This window comes from Streptomyces sp. G-G2 (assembly GCF_030063135.1).
Classification (GTDB): domain Bacteria; phylum Actinomycetota; class Actinomycetes; order Streptomycetales; family Streptomycetaceae; genus Streptomyces.
In genome coordinates, this window is sequence record NZ_JASISO010000038.1 from 27,891 (window position 1) to 48,258 (window position 20,368).

At 74.1% G+C, this 20,368-nt stretch carries 14 protein-coding genes; 5 read left to right on the forward strand and 9 right to left on the reverse strand.

Annotation, left to right across the window (positions count from 1 at the left end):
• Positions 1-43: 43 nt before the first annotated feature.
• From QMF80_RS26895 to QMF80_RS26910, 4 genes are all read right to left on the reverse strand, one after another.
• On the reverse strand, positions 44-373 hold the full coding sequence (locus QMF80_RS26895; protein ID WP_283457742.1) for a putative WhiB-interacting protein: 330 nt from the start codon (positions 371-373) through the stop codon (positions 44-46).
• Entirely contained in the window at positions 370-738 is a 369-nt protein-coding gene (locus QMF80_RS26900) for a WhiB family transcriptional regulator (RefSeq protein ID WP_283457744.1), read from the reverse strand. Before QMF80_RS26900 ends, QMF80_RS26895 begins: the two co-directional genes overlap by 4 nt.
• Before the next feature lie 183 nt (positions 739-921).
• Positions 922-1,254, reverse strand: a complete 333-nt coding sequence (locus QMF80_RS26905) for a hypothetical protein (protein WP_502962924.1) — start codon at positions 1,252-1,254, stop codon at positions 922-924.
• 169 nt (positions 1,255-1,423) lie between these two features.
• Entirely contained in the window at positions 1,424-3,532 is a 2,109-nt protein-coding gene (locus QMF80_RS26910) for an ATP-dependent DNA helicase UvrD2 (protein WP_502962927.1), read from the reverse strand.
• A 250-nt stretch (positions 3,533-3,782) separates the two neighbouring features.
• Between QMF80_RS26910 and QMF80_RS26915 the strand changes: the two genes are divergently transcribed.
• The gene (locus QMF80_RS26915; RefSeq protein ID WP_283457750.1) at positions 3,783-4,043 is read left to right on the forward strand and encodes a mycoredoxin; all 261 of its coding nucleotides are present in this window, start codon (positions 3,783-3,785) and stop codon (positions 4,041-4,043) included.
• Between the two features lie 93 nt (positions 4,044-4,136).
• On the opposite strand, the gene nudC is transcribed toward QMF80_RS26915, so the two are convergent.
• From nudC to QMF80_RS26940, 5 genes are all read right to left on the reverse strand, one after another.
• Positions 4,137-5,096 carry an NAD(+) diphosphatase gene (gene nudC, locus QMF80_RS26920; RefSeq protein ID WP_283457831.1) on the reverse strand — a complete coding sequence of 320 codons (960 nt, stop codon included), beginning with the start codon at positions 5,094-5,096 and terminating at the stop codon, positions 4,137-4,139.
• Positions 5,097-5,142: 46 nt separating this feature from the next.
• Positions 5,143-6,555: a dipeptidase gene (locus tag QMF80_RS26925; protein WP_283457752.1), complete on the reverse strand. Its 1,413-nt coding sequence runs from the start codon at positions 6,553-6,555 to the stop codon at positions 5,143-5,145.
• 10 nt (positions 6,556-6,565) lie between these two features.
• Positions 6,566-10,096, reverse strand: coding sequence for an ATP-dependent helicase (locus QMF80_RS26930; RefSeq protein WP_283457754.1), 3,531 nt, complete (start codon positions 10,094-10,096; stop codon positions 6,566-6,568).
• A 95-nt stretch (positions 10,097-10,191) separates the two neighbouring features.
• Positions 10,192-13,656: an ATP-dependent helicase gene (locus QMF80_RS26935; RefSeq protein ID WP_283457756.1), complete on the reverse strand. Its 3,465-nt coding sequence runs from the start codon at positions 13,654-13,656 to the stop codon at positions 10,192-10,194.
• A 363-nt stretch (positions 13,657-14,019) separates the two neighbouring features.
• The gene (locus QMF80_RS26940) at positions 14,020-14,367 is read right to left on the reverse strand and encodes an MGMT family protein (protein ID WP_283457758.1); all 348 of its coding nucleotides are present in this window, start codon (positions 14,365-14,367) and stop codon (positions 14,020-14,022) included.
• A gap of 167 nt (positions 14,368-14,534) precedes the next feature.
• On the opposite strand from QMF80_RS26940, the gene QMF80_RS26945 reads away from it, so the two are divergent.
• The 4 genes from QMF80_RS26945 to QMF80_RS26960 all read left to right on the forward strand — a co-directional run bounded on the left by QMF80_RS26945 (position 14,535) and on the right by QMF80_RS26960 (position 20,344).
• Positions 14,535-17,468, forward strand: a complete 2,934-nt coding sequence (locus tag QMF80_RS26945) for a lysylphosphatidylglycerol synthase transmembrane domain-containing protein (RefSeq protein ID WP_283457760.1) — start codon at positions 14,535-14,537, stop codon at positions 17,466-17,468.
• Positions 17,469-17,563: 95 nt separating this feature from the next.
• Positions 17,564-17,773 (forward strand): hypothetical protein, encoded by a 210-nt coding sequence (locus QMF80_RS26950; RefSeq protein ID WP_502962925.1) that lies wholly within the window; start codon positions 17,564-17,566, stop codon positions 17,771-17,773.
• Positions 17,770-18,468 carry a protoporphyrinogen/coproporphyrinogen oxidase gene (locus QMF80_RS26955; RefSeq protein ID WP_283457761.1) on the forward strand — a complete coding sequence of 233 codons (699 nt, stop codon included), beginning with the start codon at positions 17,770-17,772 and terminating at the stop codon, positions 18,466-18,468. The genes QMF80_RS26950 and QMF80_RS26955 overlap by 4 nt, the downstream gene beginning before the upstream one ends.
• Before the next feature lie 319 nt (positions 18,469-18,787).
• Positions 18,788-20,344 (forward strand): alpha/beta hydrolase, encoded by a 1,557-nt coding sequence (locus QMF80_RS26960; RefSeq protein ID WP_283457763.1) that lies wholly within the window; start codon positions 18,788-18,790, stop codon positions 20,342-20,344.
• The last annotated feature ends 24 nt before the right edge of the window (positions 20,345-20,368 follow it).

Below are 20,368 nucleotides of genomic sequence, written 5' to 3' on the forward strand. Positions count from 1 at the left end.
GGTCCGTTCGGACCGCCCCCCCGGCGGTTTTCCTTCGTCGGTATTAGTTCATGACGGCCATGGCCAGTGCGCGGCGGGCGCGCAGCGAGACGCGCTCGGCTCGCCGCTGCATGCGGCGCGCGGCGACCACGCGCAAGGCGTGACGTTCGCCGTCCGCCTCGCGCATCCGGTCGTCCATATGGGCACGAGCCAGGGCTTCTGGGATGAGTTGCATCTCGCGGGTCCTGTTCTGACGCGAGGTGGTCGCGCCGGTGGTGGTGAAGTCTTCGATGGCGGAGCCGGACGGCTGCTCGCTCGTGTGCTGCGGAGTCATGAGGGCCTGCTTCAGGGGGTCGCGCGTCAGGGGGCGGTCGATGGTTCCGGTGGCGTTCACGCAGCGACCGGGTTCTTGCGCGGACGGCCACGCGGACGCTTGCGGGCGACGACGACGCCCTGGACGAACAGCTCGCCACCCCAGACGCCCCAGGGCTCGCGGCGCTCGACCGCTCCGGCGAGGCAGGCCTCGACCAGCGGACAGGTGCGGCAGAGCGACTTGGCGTACTCGACATCGGCCGGGGACTCGGCGAAGAAGACCTCCGGGTCGTAGGTACGGCAGGCGACGGGTACGCCGAGGTTCTCGATGGCGTCGTCGAGCGCGGTGAGCGCGGTGAGGGGAGTCAAGGTGGAGTCCTCCGGGACTGCGGGCGGGGAGATCGTCTGGGTCTGCGGTACGGACGGGGCGTGCGCTTCGAGTTGCACGGTGGTTTCTTCCTCGTCTTGTTCGGCTAGGCGTTCCGGCCGGTCGGCCGGGTTCGGCTGGTACCTGTTCTTGCCAGTCCCGAGGCCCCTTCGCGCTGCCGTCCCCGGTTCGGGGACAAACAAAAGGGCCGCGGATCCCGGGTGGGGTTCCGCGGCCCTGAAGGCGCCGGTCCGATCATGCGATCAGACTGGATCACTCCAGGGTTCGAGCCCACGGAAGGCCCACATCAGGTGGTGCTGCGTCGTCTGCTTCTTCTGGTTTCCGGCACCGGTCGCCGCCGCGAAGCCGCCATAGGCATGCGCCTTGGCCTGGCCCGCCGCTACTGCTGCCGATGCCTGGACCGGTCGTTCATTGCGCTCGTTCACCGGGAGGGCGGCCAGGGGGGCGGGGCTGACAGCGGAAATCGCGGACAGACCGGTACCCGAGGCGGAGAGCGCGGAGGGAGCGAGAAGCAGGCAGGAGGAAGCGGCAACCGAGCGATCGGTCATTTTGGTGAAGGTCATGAAGCTGGTCACTGGTCTCGCCTCCTCTCGGCGTCTCGGGGACCCGGCCCGTGAGGGCCTGTCCCATGCGTATTCGGATAAGTACAGCATGAATCCGGGGCTTCGGAGAAGCCACCGTTTCCGTTGCTAAGAACCTATGGGGCTTCGCGGGGCATGCGCAAACTATTTTCCCGACGAGTTTCTACGCGTCGTCCACGGCACCGCTCTCCGGCTCCTCACCTGCGCAGATGGCCAGCACATCGGCCCCGAACCGGTCGAGCTTGCGGCCGCCCACCCCGGAGATCATCGAGAGCTCGCCCGCCTCCGCGGGAGCGGCCTCCGCGATCGCCATCAAGGTCTTGTCCGTGAAGACGCAGTAAGCGGGCTGGCCCAGCTCCTTCGCCTGGCCCGCGCGCCACTCCCGCAGCCGTTCGTAGAGGCCTTCGTCCATGTCGGACGGGCAGTCCTCGCAGCGCATCAGTTTCAGCTCGCCCGCCTCGGTCAGGGTCTTGCCGCAGACCCGGCACAGCACCGGCCCGCGACGGCCCCGCTTGCGGACCCCGCCCTCGACGGCGCCGGCCGCCCGGCTTCCGGCGGCCATGGAACCCGGCCTCAGGCCGTTGAGGAAGCGGCTGGGCTTCCGGGAGGCCCGGCCCCCCGGAGCCCGGGAGAGGGACCAGGAAAGCGTCAGGTGCAGCCGCGCCCGGGTGACGCCGACGTACAGCAGGCGGCGTTCCTCCTCGACCTGCTCGTCGGTCCTGGCGTAGGTGATCGGCATCATGCCGTCGGTGAGGCCGACGAGGAAGACCGCGTCCCACTCCAGGCCCTTGGCCGCGTGCAGGGAGGCGAGGGTGACGCCCTGGACGGTCGGCGCGTGCTGCGCGGCCATCCGCTCGTCCAGCTCGACCGTGAGGTCGCCCAGGGTGGCGTGGGGCCGGTTGCGGGCGAAGTCCTCGGCGAGCCGGACCAGCGCGGCCAGCGATTCCCACTGGTCGCGGACGGCCCCGGAGCCGGTGGGCGGCTCGGTGGTCCAGCCGTTGGAGCTGAGCACGGCCCGCACCTGGGAGGCCAGCCCGACGACGTCGTCGACCAGCGGGTCGTTCCCGCCGGAGCGCGCGGCGCCCCTCAGGGTGAGCATGGCCCTCTTGACCTCGGGGCGCTCGAAGAACCGCTCCGCGCCGCGCAGCTGGTAGGGCACGCCGACGTCGGCCAGCGCCTGCTCGTACACCTCGGACTGGGCGTTGATGCGGTACAGCACGGCGATCTCGCCCGCCGGGACGCCCGCCGCGATCAGGTCCCGGATCCGGCCCGCGACGCCCTCGGCCTCGGCGGGCTCGTCGGGGTACTCGGCATAGACCGGGTCGGGGCCCGCCTCGCGCTGGGAGATCAGCTCCAGGCGGTGTTCGGCGGCCCGGCCGCGGGCCTGGTTGAGCAGGCCGTTGGCGAGGTGGACCACCTGGGGGGTGGAGCGGTAGTCGCGGACCAGTTTGACCACGGTGGCCTGCGGATAGCGCGTACGGAAGGTCAGCAGGTGGTCGGGGGTGGCGCCGGTGAAGGAGTAGATGGTCTGGCTGGCGTCGCCGACGACGCACAGGCTGTCGCGGTCGCCGAGCCACAGCTCCAGCAGGCGCTGCTGGAGCGGGCTGACGTCCTGGTACTCGTCGACCACGAAGTGCTGGTACTGGCTGCGGATCTGCTCGGCGATGTCGTGGCGGTCCTGGAGGATGCCGACGGTGAGCAGCAGCACGTCCTCGAAGTCGATCATCGACCGATCGCGCTTCAGCTGCTCGTACGTGCCGTAGATCTGGGCGATCTCCGCCATGTCCCGGGGGGCTTCGCGGCCCGATGCGAGGGCGGCCGCCGGATAGTCGGCGGGGACGGTCTGGGTGACCTTCGCCCACTCGATCTCGCCCGTGACGTCGCGCAGCTCATTGCGGTCGAGCCGGATCCGGCAGCGCGCACCGGCCTCGGCCACGAGCTGGATCTTGCGCTCGACCAGGCGGGGCACGTCGCCGCCGATGGCCTTCGGCCAGAAGTACTGGAGCTGGCGCAGCGCGGCGGAGTGGAAGGTACGCGCCTGAACGCCGCCCGCGCCGAGGGTGCGCAGCCGTCCGCGCATCTCGCCCGCGGCGCGGTTGGTGAAGGTGACGGCGAGCACACTGGCGGGCATGAGCTGGCCGGAGCGGACGCCGTAGGCGATGCGGTGGGTGATCGCCCGCGTCTTGCCCGTGCCCGCGCCCGCGAGCACGCACAACGGCCCGGTCAAGGTCGTGGCGACATCGCGCTGCTCCGGGTCCAGGCCCAGGAGCACCGCGTCGGCCGAGTCGGCGGCGGCCGGGAAGGATGAGGAGTGCGTTGCTGCTGTCACCCCGCCATGCTGCCAGGTCGGAAGGGCCGGACGAGAAACGTGTCCACAGGGGGTGCGCCGCGGTCGTACGAATACGCCGGACGCCGTACGCCGCGTCGCGCGGGACCCGCCTCGCCCTCCGGGGAATGGGCTGGCACCCTCGTACGTTCGAGTACTCGGACGTACCCAGACCCCCCAGAGGAGAGTTCCCACCATGCAGGACAAGGGTTCCGTGACGATGTACAGCACCACGTGGTGCGGCTACTGCCGTCGGCTGAAGAGCCAGATGGACCGGGAAGGCATCGCCTACACCGAGATCAACATCGAGCAGGACCCCGCGTCGGCCGCCTTCGTCGAGAAGGCCAACGGTGGCAACCAGACCGTGCCGACCCTGCTGGTCGTCGCCGCTACGGGCACCGAGTCCGTGATGACGAACCCCAGCCTGGCCCAGGTCAAGCAGGCCCTCGCCGTCTGACCCCGGCGCCGGCCCCACCCCGCACCGCCCCCTCCGGCCCGCCCGGCAGGGGGCGGCGGCGTACACGGGGCGGCACGGGTCGACCGGCTCGGGTCAGGTGGCGGACTTGGCGAGCGGGGTGCCGTACCAGAGTTCGATCAGGCGGGCCGCGATGGAGATGCCCGCCGGGGGCAGGACCTCGCCGGACTCGATCGCGCGCCGCAGGTCCTCGCGGGAGAACCAGCGGGCCTCCTGGATCTCCTCGCCGTCCACCGTGATCTCCGAGGTGACCGCGCGGGCGGTGAAGCCCAGCATCAGGCTGTACGGGAACGGCCAGGGCTGGCTGGCGACGTACTCGACCGTGCCGACCTTGACGCCCGCCTCCTCCCACACCTCGCGGATCACCGACTGCTCGATGGCCTCGCCCGGCTCCACGAACCCGGCCAGGGTGGAGAAGCGCCCCTCCGGCCAGTGCACCTGGCGGCCGAGCAGCGCGCGGTCCTGGTCGTCCGTGACCAGCATGATCACGGCCGGGTCGGTGCGCGGGTAGTGCTCCGCGCCGCAGCCCGGGCAGCGCCGGATGTGACCGGCCGCCGCGACCACCGTGCGCTCGCCGCAGCGGGAGCAGAAGCGGTGCATCCGCTGCCAGTTCTCCAGGGCCACGGCGTGCACCATCAGCCCGGCGTCGCGCGGGGACAGCAGCAGGCCCGCCTCGCGCAGACCGGCCGGGCGGGCCGACTGGTCCATGCGGCCCGGCAGCGAGTCCTTCTGGAGGGCGAAGTACCGTACGCCGTCCTCGCCGGTGCCCAGGAAATAGCGGTGGGTCTCGGTCGCCGGGGCCTCGAAGGCCGGGGTCATGACGATCTCCGAGCCCCCGTCCGCGGTGTCGTCGATCAGGACCTGGCCGCCGGAGACCACGAAGACGCGGGTCGAGGGGTGGCTCCAGGCGGCGGCCAGCCAGGCCTCGTCGAGGCGGTGGTGCGCGGCGCGGTCGATGCCGCTCGGCGCGGTCAGCGAGACCGGCCGGTCGGCGGCCGGGCCGCCGGTGGTGGTGGCGGCGTTCTCGGTCGAGATGCTCACTAGTACTTCCTACTCCCCCGGGGTGGTGGGACGGGCACGGTCAGACGGCGGTGGACGCGGGATTCCAGTTTTCGGCGAGGTCGGCCCACAGGTAGGCGGTCGTTTCTACGCCCTTGAGGAGCAGGTCGAGTTCGACCTTCTCGTTCGGCGAGTGCCAGCCGTCGGACGGTACGGAGATCCCGAGGAAGAGCACGGGCGCGCCCAGTACGTCCTGGAGGTCGGCCGCCGGGCCGGAGCCGCCCTCGCGGGTGAAACGGATCTTCTCGCCGAAGGCACGCTCCATGGCCCGTACGACCGACCGCAGCGCCGGGTGGTCCAGCGGGGTCAGGCCCGGGCGGGTGGGCGCGCCGAAGACGATGGAGTGGCGGATTCCGTCCGGGACGCGGGCCGCGACCCAGTCCCGTACAGCGGCCTCGACCTCGTACGGGTCCTGCCCGGACACCAGCCGGAACGACAGCTTCAGCTGGGCGCGGGCGGGCACGATCGTCTTGCCGCCGGGCCCCTGGTAGCCGCCGCCGATGCCGTTGACCTCGGCCGTCGGGCGGGCCCAGACCCGCTCCAGGGTGGAGTAGCCCGCCTCCCCCGAGGCCGCGTGCGACTTCGCCGTGCGCAGCCACTCGGCCTCGTCGAAGGGCAGCTCGGCGATCAGCGCGCGCTCGGCGTCGGTCAGCACGGCGATGTTGTCGTAGAACCCGGGGATGGTGACCCGCTCGTCGGCGTCGTGCAGCGCGGCGACGAGCCTGGCGGCCACGGTCGCCGGATTGGGCACGGCCCCGCCGAAGGCCCCGGAGTGGATGTCCTGGTCCGGCCCGTGCAGCTCGATCTCGCAGTCGGCGATGCCGCGCATGCCGGTGCAGACGGTCGGGGTGGTCTCGGACCACATGCCGGTGTCGGAGACGATCACGACGTCCGCGGCGAGGCGGGCGGCCTCGGCCTCGACCAGGGCCCGGAAGTGCGTGGAGCCGGACTCCTCCTCGCCCTCGATCAGCAGCTTGAGGTGCACGGCGGGGGCGGCGGCGCCGGTCGCGGCCAGGTGGGCCCGTACGCCGAGGGTGTGGAAGAACACCTGGCCCTTGTCGTCGGCCGCGCCGCGCCCGTACATCCGGTTGTCCTTGATCACCGGCTCGAAGGGCTCGGTGTGCCAGCCGTCGGCGAGCGCGGCGGGCTGTACGTCGTGGTGCCCGTAGACCAGGACCACCGGCGCGGCCGGGTCCTCGCTCGGCCACTCCGCGAACACGGCCGGGGCGCCCGGGGTGGGCCAGACCTCTGTGATGGGGAAGCCGGTCTCCTTGAGCGCCGAGGCCAGCCACAGCGCACTGCGCTCCACGTCGCCCGCGTGCTCGGGCTGGGCCGAGACGGAGGGGATGCGCAGCCACTCGGCGAGGTCGTCGAGGAAGGCCGCGCGGTGCGTGTCTATGTACGTACGGACGGCGCTGTCCGGAGTCTGGCTCATACCCCCGAGCCTAACCTTCCGGCCGCGGGTCGCCTTCCGCGTCCGATGCGCCTTGGAGGATCCGCTCAAGGCGGGCCCGGGTCGGGAGGTTCGCGGGCCGTATGACGCGGCCGCTGCGCACGTGCAGGAAGGACACGGTGATCCGGTCGAGGGGGGTGCCGGTGGCTTCCGCCCAGGCCAGCCGGTAGACGGCGAGCTGGAGCGGATCGGCCTCGGCGGTGCGGCCGGTCTTCCAGTCGACGATCTCGTACGAGCCGTCGTCATCGCGGTAGACGGCGTCGATCCGGCCGCGGATGACCCGGCCCGCGAGGGTGAACTGGACCGGGACCTCCATCCGGTACGGGGTGCGCTCGGCGTACGGGCTGCGCTCGAAGGCGGCCTTGAGGCCGTCGAGGTCGCGCTCGTCGGCCACCTCCTGGTCGGAGCCGGGCAGCTCGGTGACGGGGTCGAGCACGTCGAGCAGGGGGAGCGGCAGCTCGTCGAAGCGGGACTCCACCCAGGCGTGGAAGCGGGTGCCCTGGCGGGCGGCGGGCTGGGGGGGCTTGGGGAGGGGGCGGGCGAGGTCGCGGACGAAGCCGTCCTCGTCGGCGGCGAGGCGGAGCAGCTGGCTCGCGGAGAGGGTGGCGGGGAGGAGGACGTCGCGGACGGCTTCGCGGGAACGGCGGAGCTCGCCCTCCAGGGCGTCGAGGTCGCGGTCCCAGGAAGCGAGGCTGCGGGCCTCCTCGGGGGTGAGGAGGGTTCCCTGGGGGGCGGGGGGGTGTGCCGGTGCCTCGGGGGCGGGGGTGTGTGCCGGTGGCTGTGCCGGTGCCTCGGGGGCGGGCGCCGGTCTCGGGCCCCGCGGGGCTTCGGGGTTGCGCCCCGGACCCCGCGCCTCGGACTCCTCCGGACTCCGTCCGGGGGGGCCCCCGGGCGCGGCCGGATGCTCCTCCGGGTCGTCCGGCCAGGGGGCTTCTTCCTCATCGGGCCAGGGGTCTTCGCAGTCGGGGGGCCAGAGGTGGTCCTCTTCCCCGGCCGGGCCGGATTCCGGGGACGGGTCCGGCGGGGCGGCCAGGTGGGACTCGACCAGGGCTGCCGCGCGGCGGCGCAGGGCGAGGGAGGCCGGGTCCAGCGGGAGGGGCCAGGAGTGGTCCGGGGTGGCGTCGGTGGCCAGGGACGGGTTCACCGCGTCCGGTTCCGGTTCCTCGGCCCAGGCCTCGATCTCGCCGTCTCCGGCCGCGCAGTGCTCGTACAGGTCGGTCAGGAAGGCGGACGGGCCCCGGCGCTTCTTCTGGGTCGGGCCCCACCAGTGGCCGGAGGCCAGCAGCAGGGAGCGCGGGCGGGTGAAGGTGACGTAGCCGAGGCGGAGCTCCTCCGTGGCCTGGTGGGCGCGCAGGGCCGTCTTGAAGTTCTTCAGGCCCGCCGAGGTCCACTCCGGATCCCCGGGCAGGGTCTTCGCGTCGCCGCGCAGGGCGTGCGGGAGGACCTTCGCGTACGAGGTCCAGGCCTCGCGGGAGCGTTCGCTCGGGAAGGCGCCCGCATACAGCCCGGGGACGGCGACCACGTCCCACTCCAGGCCCTTGGACTTGTGGGCGGTGAGCACCTTCACGGTGTTCTCCCCGCCGGGCAGGGCGTGGTCGAGGCCCTTCTCGTACTGGGCGGCGGTCCGCAGGAAGGCCAGGAACGCCAGCAGCGTGGCCTCTCCGTCGAGGGCGGCGAAACCGGCCGCCACGTCGAGGAAGCCGGAGAGGGTCTCGCGGCGGCGGGCGGCGAGGGCGTGCGGGGACGCGGACAGTTCGACGTCGAGGCCGGTGGCGGCCAGCACCCGGTGCAGCACGTCCATCAGCGGATCGGCCAGCGACCGGCGCAGGTCGCGCAGCTCCCGCGCGAGGTGCGCGAAGCGGACCCGGGCCTCCGGGGAGAAGGGCAGCTGGTCCTGCTGCGGGCCGTCCCCGAGGAAGGTCTCCAGGGCGTCCGCGAGCGAGACGACCTCGGCCGGGTCGACCCCCTCGACGGCCGCCGCGAGGCGGTGGTCCGGGCCGTCGCCCGCGGCGGGGGCGCGGGCGACCAGCAGCCGCGCGCGCTGTCCCAGCAGGGCCAGGTCGCGGGCGCCGATGCGCCAGCGCGGGCCGATGAGGAGCCGGACGAGGGCGGCGTTCGCGCCGGGGTCCTGGAGGACCTCGCACACCGAGACCAGGTCGGCGACCTCCGGCAGGTGCAGCAGCCCGGACAGGCCGACCACCTCGACGGGGACGTCCCGGGCCACCAGCGCGCCCTGGATCGCGGCGAAGTCACCGGCGGAGCGGCACAGGACGGCGATCTCCCCCGGTTCCTTGCCGGTGCGCACCAGATGGGCGATGGAGTCGGCGAGCCATTCCAGCTCCTGGGCGTGCGTCTCGAGCAGGGCGCAGCGGACGTACCCGTCGCGTTCCGCGCCGGGCGCCGGACGCAGTGCTTCGACGCCCGCGTGCAGGGCGCGCAGCGGCGCGGCCAGGCCGTTCGCCAGGTCGAGGAGGCGGCCGCCACTTCGCCGGTTCTCGCTGAGGGAGAGGCGGTCGGCGGGGCGGCCGTCGGCGTGCGGGAAGTGCTCGGGGAAGTCGTCGAGGTTGGCGACGGAGGCGCCGCGCCAGCCGTAGATGGCCTGGCAGGGGTCGCCGACGGCGGTCACGGCGTGGCCGGTGCCCCCGCCGAAGAGGCCGGACAGCAGCAGCCGCTGGGCGACCGAGGTGTCCTGGTACTCGTCGAGCAGGACCACGCGGAACTCCTCGCGCAGCAGGGCGCCGACCTCGGGCCGGGTCGTCGCGAGCTGCGCGGAGCGGGCTATCTGGTCGCTGAAGTCGAGGAGGTCGCGGGAGGCCTTGGCGGCGCGGTAGCGGACGACCAGCTCCAGCAGTTCGAGCCTGCCGCGGGCGGCCTCGGGGACCTTGCGGAGGTCTTCGTTGCCGAGTCGGACGTCGGCGAGGGCGTCGAGGAGCGCGGTGTCGTACGCGCGCAGCCCGTCCGGGGTGACCAGGTGCTCGGACAGCTCGCTGTCGAGCGCGAGCAGGTCGCTGACCAGGTCGGGGACGGATTTGGTGAGCGAGGGGTAAGGGCCGGGGGCCTCGCGCAGCACCCGGGCGGCGAGCTGGAAGCGGGTGGCGTCGGCGAGGAGGCGGGAGCTGGGCTCCAGCCCGATGCGCATCCCGTGGTCCTTCAGGAGCTGCCCGGCGAAGGAGTGGTAGGTGGAGATCCGGGGTTCACCCCCGGCGGTGTCGTCGGCCGGGGAGGGGTCGGGGTCGCTGATCCCGGCCCGGGCGAGAGCGGTCCGTACGCGCTCGGCCAGCTCGCCCGCGGCCTTGTTGGTGAAGGTCAGGCCGAGGACCTGCTCGGGGGCGACCGCGCCCGTGCCGACCAGCCAGACCACGCGGGCGGCCATCACGGTGGTCTTGCCGGAGCCCGCGCCGGCGACGATCACCTGGGGGGCGGGGGGCGCGGTGACGCAGGCCAGCTGTTCGGGCGTGAAGGGGATCCCGAGGAGCTGCTTGAGCTGCTCGGGATCGGTGAGGACGGGCCTGCGCGCGGACACGTGAAAAGGCTAGCCCCCCGCACCGACAGTCCCCGCCGACCGTCGCGGCTCACCGTCCCCGCCGACCGTCCGGCGGACCGCCCCGGCCGCGCGCGTCACTCGACGGTCTGGCGGCCCTCCGGGCGCGCGCTGCACGCCGCGCGGAAGGAGCAGCGGGTGCAGTGGTCGCCGGTGGCGGGGGCGAACCGTTCGTCCAGGACCCGGCCCGCGGCGGTGGCCAGCAGCCCGCCGACCCAGTCCCCCGCGGGGTCCGTGCCGAGCGGCTGCTGGGCCTGCACCTTGGGGACCTCGTCACCGCCGTCCTTCTTCGCGGCGCCCTGGCGCAGCTGAACGAGTTCGGCGCCGCCCGCTTCGGGGCGGCGGCCGTCGAAGACCTCGTCGACGGCGCCCTCGCGCACGGCGAGCTGGTAGACGGCGAGCTGGGGGTGCCGGGCCACCTCGTCGCGGGTGGGGGCGGCCTTGCCGGTCTTGAAGTCGACGACGTACGCCCGGCCCTGCGGGTCGGTCTCGACCCGGTCCATGGAGCCGCGGATGCGGACCTCGTAGTCGCCCGCGCCGAGGGTGACGTCGAAGTCGTGCTCGGTGGCCACGGAGGTGCGCCCACCCCGGTCGGTGGTGTGCCAGCGCAGGAAGCGTTCCAGGGCCGCGCGGGCGTTCTCCTTCTCCTGGCGGGACTTCCAGGGCGCGTCGAAGGCGAGCGCGTCCCACACCGAGTCGAGGCGCTCCATGAGGACGGCCAGGTCGGCGGGGGTACGTCCGGACGCGACCTCGTCGGCGAGGACGTGGACGACGTTGCCGAAGCCCTGCGCGGCGGTGGAGGGGGCGTCGGCCTTGACCTCGCGGCCCAGGAACCACTGGAGGGAGCAGGTGTTGGCCAGCTGGTCCAGGGCGCTCCCGGACAGGGCGACGGGCCGGTCCCGGTCGCGCAGCGGGACCGTGGCCCGGGTGGGCTCGTACAGGCCCCACCAGCGCTGCGGGTGCGCGGACGGTACGAGCGGCCGGTCCTCGTCGTCGGTGAGCGCGGCGAGCCGGGCCAGGCGCCGGGCGGCGGCGTCGCGCAGGGCCTCGGAGGCGTCCGGGTCGACGGTGGTGGCGCGGAGCTCGGCGACCAGCGCGGGGACGGCGAGGGGGCGGCGGGGGCGGCCGGTGACGTCCTTGGGGGTGACGCCGAGTTCGTTGAGGAAGCGGGAGGGCTGGTCGCCGTCCTCGGCGGGGGCCTTGACGGCGGTGACGACGAGGCGCTCGCGGGCGCGGGTGGCGGCGACGTAGAAGAGGCGGCGTTCCTCGGCGAGGAGCGCGCCGGGGGTCAGCGGTTCGGCGAGGCCGTCGCGGCCGATCCGGTCGGCCTCCAGGAGGGAACCGCGGCGGCGCAGGTCGGGCCAGAGGCCGTCCTGGACCCCGGCGACGACGACGAGGCCCCACTCCAGCCCCTTGGAGCGGTGCACGGTCATCAGGCGCACGGCGTCGGGGCGGGTGGTGCGGGCGGTGAGGGTGTCGGCGGCGATGTCCTCGGATTCGAGCTGTTCGAGGAAGTTGAGGGCGCCGCGTCCGCCGGTACGTTCTTCCGCGCGGGCGGCGGTGTCGAAGAGGGCGCAGACCGCGTCGAGGTCACGGTCGGCGTTGCGGCCGCCGGGGCCGCCGCGGCGGGCGGCGCGTTCCAGGCGCTGCGGCCAGGGGGTGCCGTCCCAGAGGACCCACAGGGCCTCTTCGGCCGTGCCGCCGCCCTGGAGCAGCTCGCGGGCCTTGCGCAGGAGCGTGCCGAGGCGCTGCGCGCCGCGGGCGTGCGCCGGGTCGTGGGCCACGAGCCGCTCCGGCTCGGCGAGGGCGCGGGCGAGCAGCACGTCGGAGGGTGCGGGCACGGTGACGCCCGCGGCCCGCTCCTCGTCGCGCAGCGCCCGGCCGAGGCGGCGCAGGTCGGTGGCGTCCATGCCGCCGAGCGGGGACGTGAGCAACGCCATGGCCGCCTCCACCCCGATCCACCCGGCCTCGGGCCGTGCCGCCGCCTGCGGCGCACCCGGGTCTCCGGCCAGGGCCACATCCGTGCCCGCACCCGGCCCGTCGGCACCGGCCGGGCCCGTGTCCAGCTCCGCCGGAGGCGCCGCCGGAGGCGCCCCGGCGTCCGCGGGGCCCGGGTCCCCGGCCACCGGCGACGCGTCCGGTCCCGCCGGTTGGTGCCCGTGCGTCGGATCCTGCGGGGCTGGACGTGCCTCCGGCGGCGCCTCAAACGCCGGCGGGGCTGAATTCCCGGCCCCGAGCGTGGCGGGCACGGCTGAATTCGGGGCCGGGGCGGTGGGCTCCGCCGCGTCCGGGGTCGCGGCGGTGCGGAGGGCGGTGAGGAGGGGGGTCACGGCCGGTTCGTGCCGCAGGGGCGCGTCCCCGCCGTCCGTCTCGGCCGGGACCCCCGCCGAGACCAGGGCACGCCGCATCGACGGCAGGGTGCGCCCCCCGGAGCGGACCAGGACGGCCATGTCGCGCCAGGGCACGCCGTCCTCCAGGTGCGCCCGCCGCAGGACGTCGGCGATGTTCTCCAGCTCGGTGGCCGCGGTCGGGTAGGTGAAGACCTCCACCCGCCCGCCCTCCCGCGTGGCCCGCAGCTCCCGGTGTGCCCGGACCGCGGCGGCCGGGAGGCGGGTCACCGGCATCCGGGCCGTGACCAGCCGGGTGGCCGCGAGGAGCGCGGCGCCGGAGCGGCGGGACACGGTCAGCGACCGGATCGCGGCGCCCGGGAAGGCGGACTCGAAGTCGAGAATGCCGTTGACGTCGCCGCCGCGGAAGGCGTAGATCGACTGGTCGGGGTCACCGAAGGCGACCAGCGTCCCGGCGGGTCCGTTGAGCGCCCGCAACAGCCTGACCTGTGACGCGTCCGTGTCCTGGTACTCGTCGACGTAGATCGCGTCGTACGCCGAGGCCAGCTCCGGGGTGCGCTCCGCCAGGAGTACCGCGCGGTGCAGGAGTTCGGCGTAGTCCAGCGTCCCCTGCATGTCCAGGACGTCGAGGTACTCGGCGAGGAAGGCCGCCGCCGCCTTCCAGTCGGGCCGCCCGGTGCGGGTCGCGAAGGCGTCCAGCGCGACGGGGCCCAGGCCCAGCTCACGGCTGCGGGCGAGCACGGCCCGTACCTCGTCCGCGAAGCCGCGCGTGGTGAGCGCGGCCCGCAGGTCGTCCGGCCAGTGGATCGACTTCAGGGCGCGCTGGCCCTCCAGCAGGGCCCGTACGGTCACGTCCTGCTCGGGGCCGGACAGCAGCCGCAGCGGTTCGCTGAAGAGGTCGCTGTCCTGGTGGGCGCGGACCAGGCCGTAGCAGAAGGAGTGGAAGGTGGTGGCCTGCGGGGCGCGCGCTCCGCCGAGCCGCAGGGCGGCCCGGTCGCGCAGTTCCACCGCCGCCTTGCGGCTGAAGGTGAGGACGAGGATCCGGGCCGGGTCGGCCCCGGCCTCGACCCGGGCCGCGACCGCTTCGACCAGCGTGGTCGTCTTTCCGGTGCCCGGTCCGGCCAGGACCAGCAGCGGTCCCTCGCCGTGCTCAACCACCGCCCGCTGCGCCGCGTCCAGAACAGGGGGATCCACCCGCGCCGGACCACCGCGAACCAGTCGGTACGGGTGCGGGGCCCGCGTACGACGGTCTGAAGGAGTGCTGATCACGTGGGGTGCCGGTCCTGGTGGGTCTTGGTCTCTGGCGGAATCTGGCCGGGGCGAGGAGTCAACGCTACGGCAAGCGCGCGACCCCGCGCAGTCGCCCCGGGACGCCCGCATCCCCCGTACGGGCCTCCGTACGGGCCTCCGACCGCCCGCCCGGGCGCGCGATGGCCGAAGCTGGCAGATGTGACCCTGCCCACCCCCGCGACGCGGCCCGTTCGGGCGGCCGGACCGTCCTGGACGCGCGCGCGGACGCCCGTACCGGGGCCCTCGGCGAGCGTGCGGGAGCGGGCGTCAACCGTCCGATGCCGGGAGTCCGTCCCAGCGCGCGCGTTTCATGTCCAGGCGCGGTACGTGCCCGGCGGCGGCCCGGGCGGCCTCGCGCAGCGGGGTGCCCTCCTCGCGGTAGTGGCCGAGGGCGCGGAGCTCCCCGCCCGGCAGCAGCACGCCGTCGGAGCGCACGACGCGCCACCACGGGACGGGTGCGCCGTACAGGGCCATGACGCGCCCGACCTGGCGCGGACCGCCGTCGCCGAGCCATTCGGCGACGTCTCCGTACGTCATCACCCGGCCCGGGGGAATGTTCTCGGTGAGCGCCAGGACGCGTTCGGCGTACTCCGGCAGCTCCGGTTCATCGCTCATGCGGCACATGGTGCCGCACCCGGTCCGCGGCCTCGCGGAAGGGTTTCCTCCGCCGGGGCGCGCACCCTGCTGCCCCGCTCACCCGCCCCGTCGTGCCACCATCTTCCGGGCGGTGACTGGTGATACGTGATCAAGAAGAGACGGATGTGACGGCGAAGGAGCAGGGTGTGAGCCCTCCCGACGGCGCGCCGAAGGGTGCCCCGGGACCCACCGGACCCGGGGGTCCCACGGGCCCCACGGGACCGCCGGGCCCCGGCCCCGCACCCGCTGCGGCCGACGACCTCACGCGGACGGACGGCGCCGCGCGGGCCACGCCCGACGACGGCCCCGCGCCGGCCGTCGGCGACCCCGGGCCGACGGGCGGCCCGGCGGCGGCCGGCGGCGACGGCACGACGGCCGCGGGCCGCGCCGCGGATCCCGCGCGCCCGCGCGCCTCCACGGCCCCGGCGACCCCGGCGACCCCGGAGCACGCTCCCGCCCCTGCCCCCACCACCACCGACGCCGACCGCGTCGAGGGCGACGAGCCCCTGCTGGCCGCCCGCGTGCACCGGCCCTCCGACCTGGTCCGGCTCCTCGTCGGCATCCTCGGCATCGCCGTCGTCCTCGCCATCGCCGCCTTCGCCCACGGCACCACCGTCGGCCTGGAAGCGGACATCACCAAGGGCACCGGGCAGGCGCCCGACCTGCTGATCAAGGTCGCCGGCCTGGTGTCGAGCATCGCCATCCTGCTCGTGCCCGTCGCCTTCGCCATCGAGCGGCTGATCAAACGCGACGGCCTGCGCATCGCCGACGGCGTGCTCGCCGCCGTCCTCGCGCACGGCGTGACCCTCGCCACCGACCTCTGGGTCTCCCGCGCCGCGCCGGGAACCATCCAGGAGGCCCTGACCCGCCCCACCGGCATCGGTGACCTCCTCACCGACCCGGTGCACGGCTACCTCGCCCCCGTCATCGCGTACATGACCGCCGTCGGGATGACCCGCAGGCCCCGCTGGCGCGTGGCCCTGTGGGCGGTGCTGCTCCTGGACGCCTTCGCGATGCTCGTCGGCGGGTACACCACGCCCTTCTCGATCATCCTCACCGTGCTGATCGGCTGGACCGTGGCCTACGGCACGCTGTACGCCGTCGGCTCCCCCAACGTCCGGCCCACCGGCCAGAACCTCCTCGCCGGCCTGCGCCGGGTCGGCTTCCAGCCGGTCAGCGCGACGCGCGCCGAGGTCCCGGAGGGCCCGGAGGTCTCCGAGCAGAGCGACCGCGGCAGGCGCTACCACGTCACGCTGGCGGACGGCCCGGCGCTGGACGTCACGGTCGTGGACCGCGAACAGCAGGCCCAGGGGTTCTTCTACCGGGTCTGGCGGCGGCTCACCCTGCGCGGGATCACCACCCGGCGCAGCCTCCAGTCGCTGCGCCAGACCCTGGAGCAGGAGGCCCTGCTCGCGTACGCCGCCATCGCCGCCGGGGCGAACGCGCCCAAGCTGATCGCCACCTCCGAGCTGGGCCCGGACGCCGTGATGCTCGTCTACGAGCACCTGGGCGGCCGGACCATGGACTCGCTCGGCGACGAGGAGATCACCGACGACCTGAGCCGCAACGCGTGGGAGCAGGTGCGCGCCCTGCAGTCGCGCCGGATCGCGCATCGGCGGCTGACCGGGGACGCCCTGGTGGTGGATCGTTTTGGCAATGTCATCCTCACCGACCTGCGCGGCGGCGAGATCGCGGCCGGTGACCTGGTGCTGCGGATGGACATCGCGCAGCTGCTGACCACCATCGGCCTGCGGGTCGGCGCCGAGCGCTCGGTGGTCTCGGCCCTGGAGGTGCTGGGCCCGGACGCGGTCGCGGACTGCCTGCCGCTGCTCCAGCCGATCGCGCTGAGCCGGTCGACCCGGGCCACGTTGCGCCGCCTGGCGCGGGAGCGCTCGACCCGCGAGCGGGAGGCCGTACTGGAGAACTCGCGGCAGGCGAAGGCCCAGCGCGAGGCGGAACGCGAGGCCGACGCGGCCGCGCGGCGCTCCTCCAAGGCCGAGTCCAAGGCGGAGTCGAAGGCGGAGCGCAAGGCGGAGAAGCGGGCGCTGGACGAGGCCCTGGACGAGGCCCGCGAGGAGGACCTGCTCAGCCAGATCCGCCAGCAGGTGCTGCTGATCCGGCCGCAGGCACCGGTGGAACCCGCCCGGCTGGAACGGATCAGGCCGCGCACGCTCGTGTCCTTCATCGCGGGCTCGGTCGCCGCGTACTTCCTGCTCTCGCAGCTCACCCAGATCGAATTCGCGACGGTCGCCGCGCAGGCCCGGTGGGGCTGGGTCGGCACCGCACTGGCCTTCTCCGGGCTGACGTACTTCGCGGCGGCGATGAGCCTGCTCGGCTTCGTGCCGGAGCGGGTGCCGTTCCTGCGGACCGTGTGCGCGCAGGTGGCCGGGTCCTTCGTGAAGCTGGTCGCTCCGGCGGCGGTGGGCGGCGTCGCGCTGAACACCCGCTTCCTCCAGCGGTCCGGCGTACGGCCGGGCCTGGCGGTGGCCAGTGTCGGCGCCTCGCAGCTCTTCGGCCTGGCCAGCCACATCCTGCTGCTGCTGTCCTTCGGCTACCTCACCGGGACCGAGAACACCACGCAGATGACCCCCTCGCGGGCGGTCATCGCGGGGCTGCTGACGGTCGCGGTCCTGGTGCTGGTGGTGACGGCGATCCCGTTCATGCGGAAGTTCGTGGCCACGCGGGTACGGGCCCTGTTCGCCGGGGTCGTGCCGCGCATGCTGGACATCCTCCAGCGGCCGCAGAAGCTGGTCACGGGCATCGGCGGGATGCTGCTGCTGACGGCCTGCTTCGTGATGTGCCTGGACGCCTCGATCCGCGCCTTCGGCGGCGGTGACACGCTGAGCCTGGCGAGCATCGCGGTGGTCTTCCTCGCGGGCAACGCGCTGGGGTCGGCGGCGCCGACACCGGGCGGTGTGGGCGCGGTGGAGACGACGCTGACGCTCGGGCTGATCGCGGCCGGGCTGGACAAGGAGATCGCGATCTCGGCGGTGCTGCTGTTCCGGCTGTGCACGTTCTGGCTGCCGGTGCTGCCGGGGTGGATCTCGTTCAACTTCCTGACCCGCAAGGAGGCCATCTAGTTCGGGGGGCGTGCGGGCCTCGGATTGCGCCGCCCGCCGCCGCCACCGGGAGCGGCGGCGAGGACGCGTGCAACCTCTTCGGGGCCATCGACGCGATGCGCAGCCCCGTCGAGTACCTCGCGGAGCTGCTGACCGCCGGGGACACGTACGCGGTGGAGGCGGTACTGCGCCGGACGGCCGCGACGCGCGCGTACATGCGGCGGATCAACCTCGGCGAGGAGCGCGACGCGTCCACCGCCCGCGGGCCGTGTGGTGCGACTGGCCGCGGGCCGCGGGCCGCGGTATCCGGGAGACTACTTCCATGACGAACTCCCCCGGCTCCGTGCGGCCCTGGCCGGGGCGGCCCCCGAACCGGCCGCCCTGCTCGGCACCTTCCTCGACCGGGCCGAGGCGCAGACACCGATCGAGTTGTGCGCCCAGTACACCTCGACACCCGCAACCGCCGCTGGAGCTGCTGCGGCTCGCCCTGACCGAGTCCGCCTCGCCGTACGCGGGCCGGGGCTTCGCCTTCATCGCGCACACCGGGGAGGCGCACTTCCTGCCGGAGGGGAACGGGTTCCTCGTCCCGGCCGTGGACGGGCACACCCTGAAGGCCGCCTCCTTCCTCTCCAACAAGTGGCCCTGGCTGGGGGCTTCGGCCCCGGACACCTTCGTGCTGCGGGCCTCGATCGGGCGGATCGGCGAGAGCGGGCTGCTGGACCGGCCGGACCGGCACCTGGTGCGGACCGCGATCGCCGAACTCCACCACGCGGTGGGGCCGATGGGCGAACCCGTCGCGACCCGGGTGACCCGCTGGGACCGGGGCCTGCCGCAGTACGGCGTGGGCCACTGGGACCGGGTCGGGCGGATCCGCGCGGCGGTGGCGGAGCTGCCGGGGCTGGCGCTCTGCGGGGCGGCGTACGAGGGCGCGGGCGTCGCGGCCTGCATAGCGACGGCCCGCACCGCCGCCACCACCCTCATCGACACCCCCACCGCCCACCCGGCCCCCGCCGGCGTTTGAGGCGCCGCCACCTCCGGCCCTGCCGACCTGAGCCGCCGCCGGCGTGAGGCGCCGCCATCTCCAGCCCCGCCGGCGTTGGAGGGGACGACGAACCGTCCACGGTGGCTGAGCATGCCCCCGGCGGGCCCTCAAACGCCGGGCGGGCTGGTTTTGCCCACGCGGGCCGATGTTGCCCAGGCGGGCCGGATGGGCCGGGGCGAGCTGGATGTGCGCGGCCGGGCCGGGGGTGAGCCCCGTCGGCGATTGAGGCGACGGCGGCCGGGGACACGAACGGACCTTCGCGGGGGCGGGGGCGCGGGGCGACCGCCAGGATGGGGGCATGCCCAATGCCCTGCGGGTCACCGCCGCCGCCGTCCTCACCGCCTCGCTGCTCTCCACGGCCGCCTGCTCCGGCGCCGACGGCTCCGGCAAGGACGCCACCAAGGGCAAGGAGAACGCCCCGGGAGCCCGGGCCGCCCTCGACTGGGCTACCTGCCCCGCCCCCTCCGCCGCCCAGGGCACCGGCCAGGCCCCCGGCAAGGAATGGCAGTGCGCCACCCTCGCCGTCCCCCTCGACTACGCCAAGCCCGAGGGCGAGACCATCCCCCTCGCCCTGATCCGCGCCAAGGCCACCGGTAAGGGCGACCGCATCGGCTCCCTGGTCTTCAACTTCGGCGGCCCCGGCGGCTCGGGCGTCACCACCCTGCCCGGCGCCGCCAAGGAGTACGCGGCCCTGCGCGCCCGCTACGACCTGGTCAGCTTCGACCCGCGCGGGGTCGGCCGCAGCGCCCCCGTGCTCTGCGAGAGCGACGCCCAGCTCGACCGGTACTACGCGGGCGACTCCACCCCCGCCACCCCCGCCCAGGAGCAGACCTTCCTGGCCGGGATCAAGACGTACCGCGACGGCTGCGTCCGCAACTCCGGCAAGCTCCTCCCGTACGTCGGCACCGAGAACGCGGCCCGCGACATGGACCGGCTGCGCCAGGCCCTGGGCGACGAGAAGCTCCACTACTTCGGCATCTCGTACGGCACGGAACTGGGCGGGGTCTACGCCCACCTCTTCCCGAAGAACGTCGGCCGGGCCGTCTTCGACGCGGTCGTCGACCCGACGAAGACCGCCGAGGAGGGCGCGCTCGGCCAGGCCAAGGGCTTCCAGCTGGCACTCGGCAACTTCGAGCAGGACTGCGTGGACCGCGGCGACGCCTGCCGCCTCCAGGGCAGCACCCCCCAGGAGATCGACGCGAACATCGTCAAGCTCCAGAAGTCCCTGGCCGCCAAGCCCATCGAGGGCGTCGGCGAACGCCAGCTCACCGAGACGGCGGCGACCAACGGCATCGCCTACGCCCTGTACTCCAAGGAGGCCTGGCCGCTGCTGGAACAGGGTCTGGACGAAGCCGAGGGCGGCCAGGGCCAGTTGCTGCTCGTGATGTCGGACGCGCTCAACGGCCGCGACCCCAAGGGGACGTACAACAACATCGGCGCGGCCAATACGGCGATCAACTGCGCCGACTCCACGGAGCGTTACACCCTGGAGCAGACGAAGGCCAAGCTCCCGGCCTTCCACGCGGCCTCCGCCGTCTTCGGCGGCTTCCTCGGCTGGGGCATGCTCGGCTGCACCGACTGGCCGGTCAAGGGCGCCTTCGAGACCCCGGACGTCAACGCCCCCGGCGCCGCCCCGATCGTGGTCATCGGCAACACCGGAGACCCGGCCACCCCGTACGAGGGCGCGCGCAAGATGGTGGAGCGGCTCGGCCCGGGCGTGGGCGTGGAGCTGACCTACAAGGGCGAGGGGCACGGCGCGTACAACAGCGGCGACGTCTGCGTGCAGAAGGCGGTGGACGCGTACCTGCTGGACGGCAAGGTCCCGGCCGCCCGGACCGTCTGCACCGCGGCCTGAGCGCGGCCGGACGACGGAAAGGGC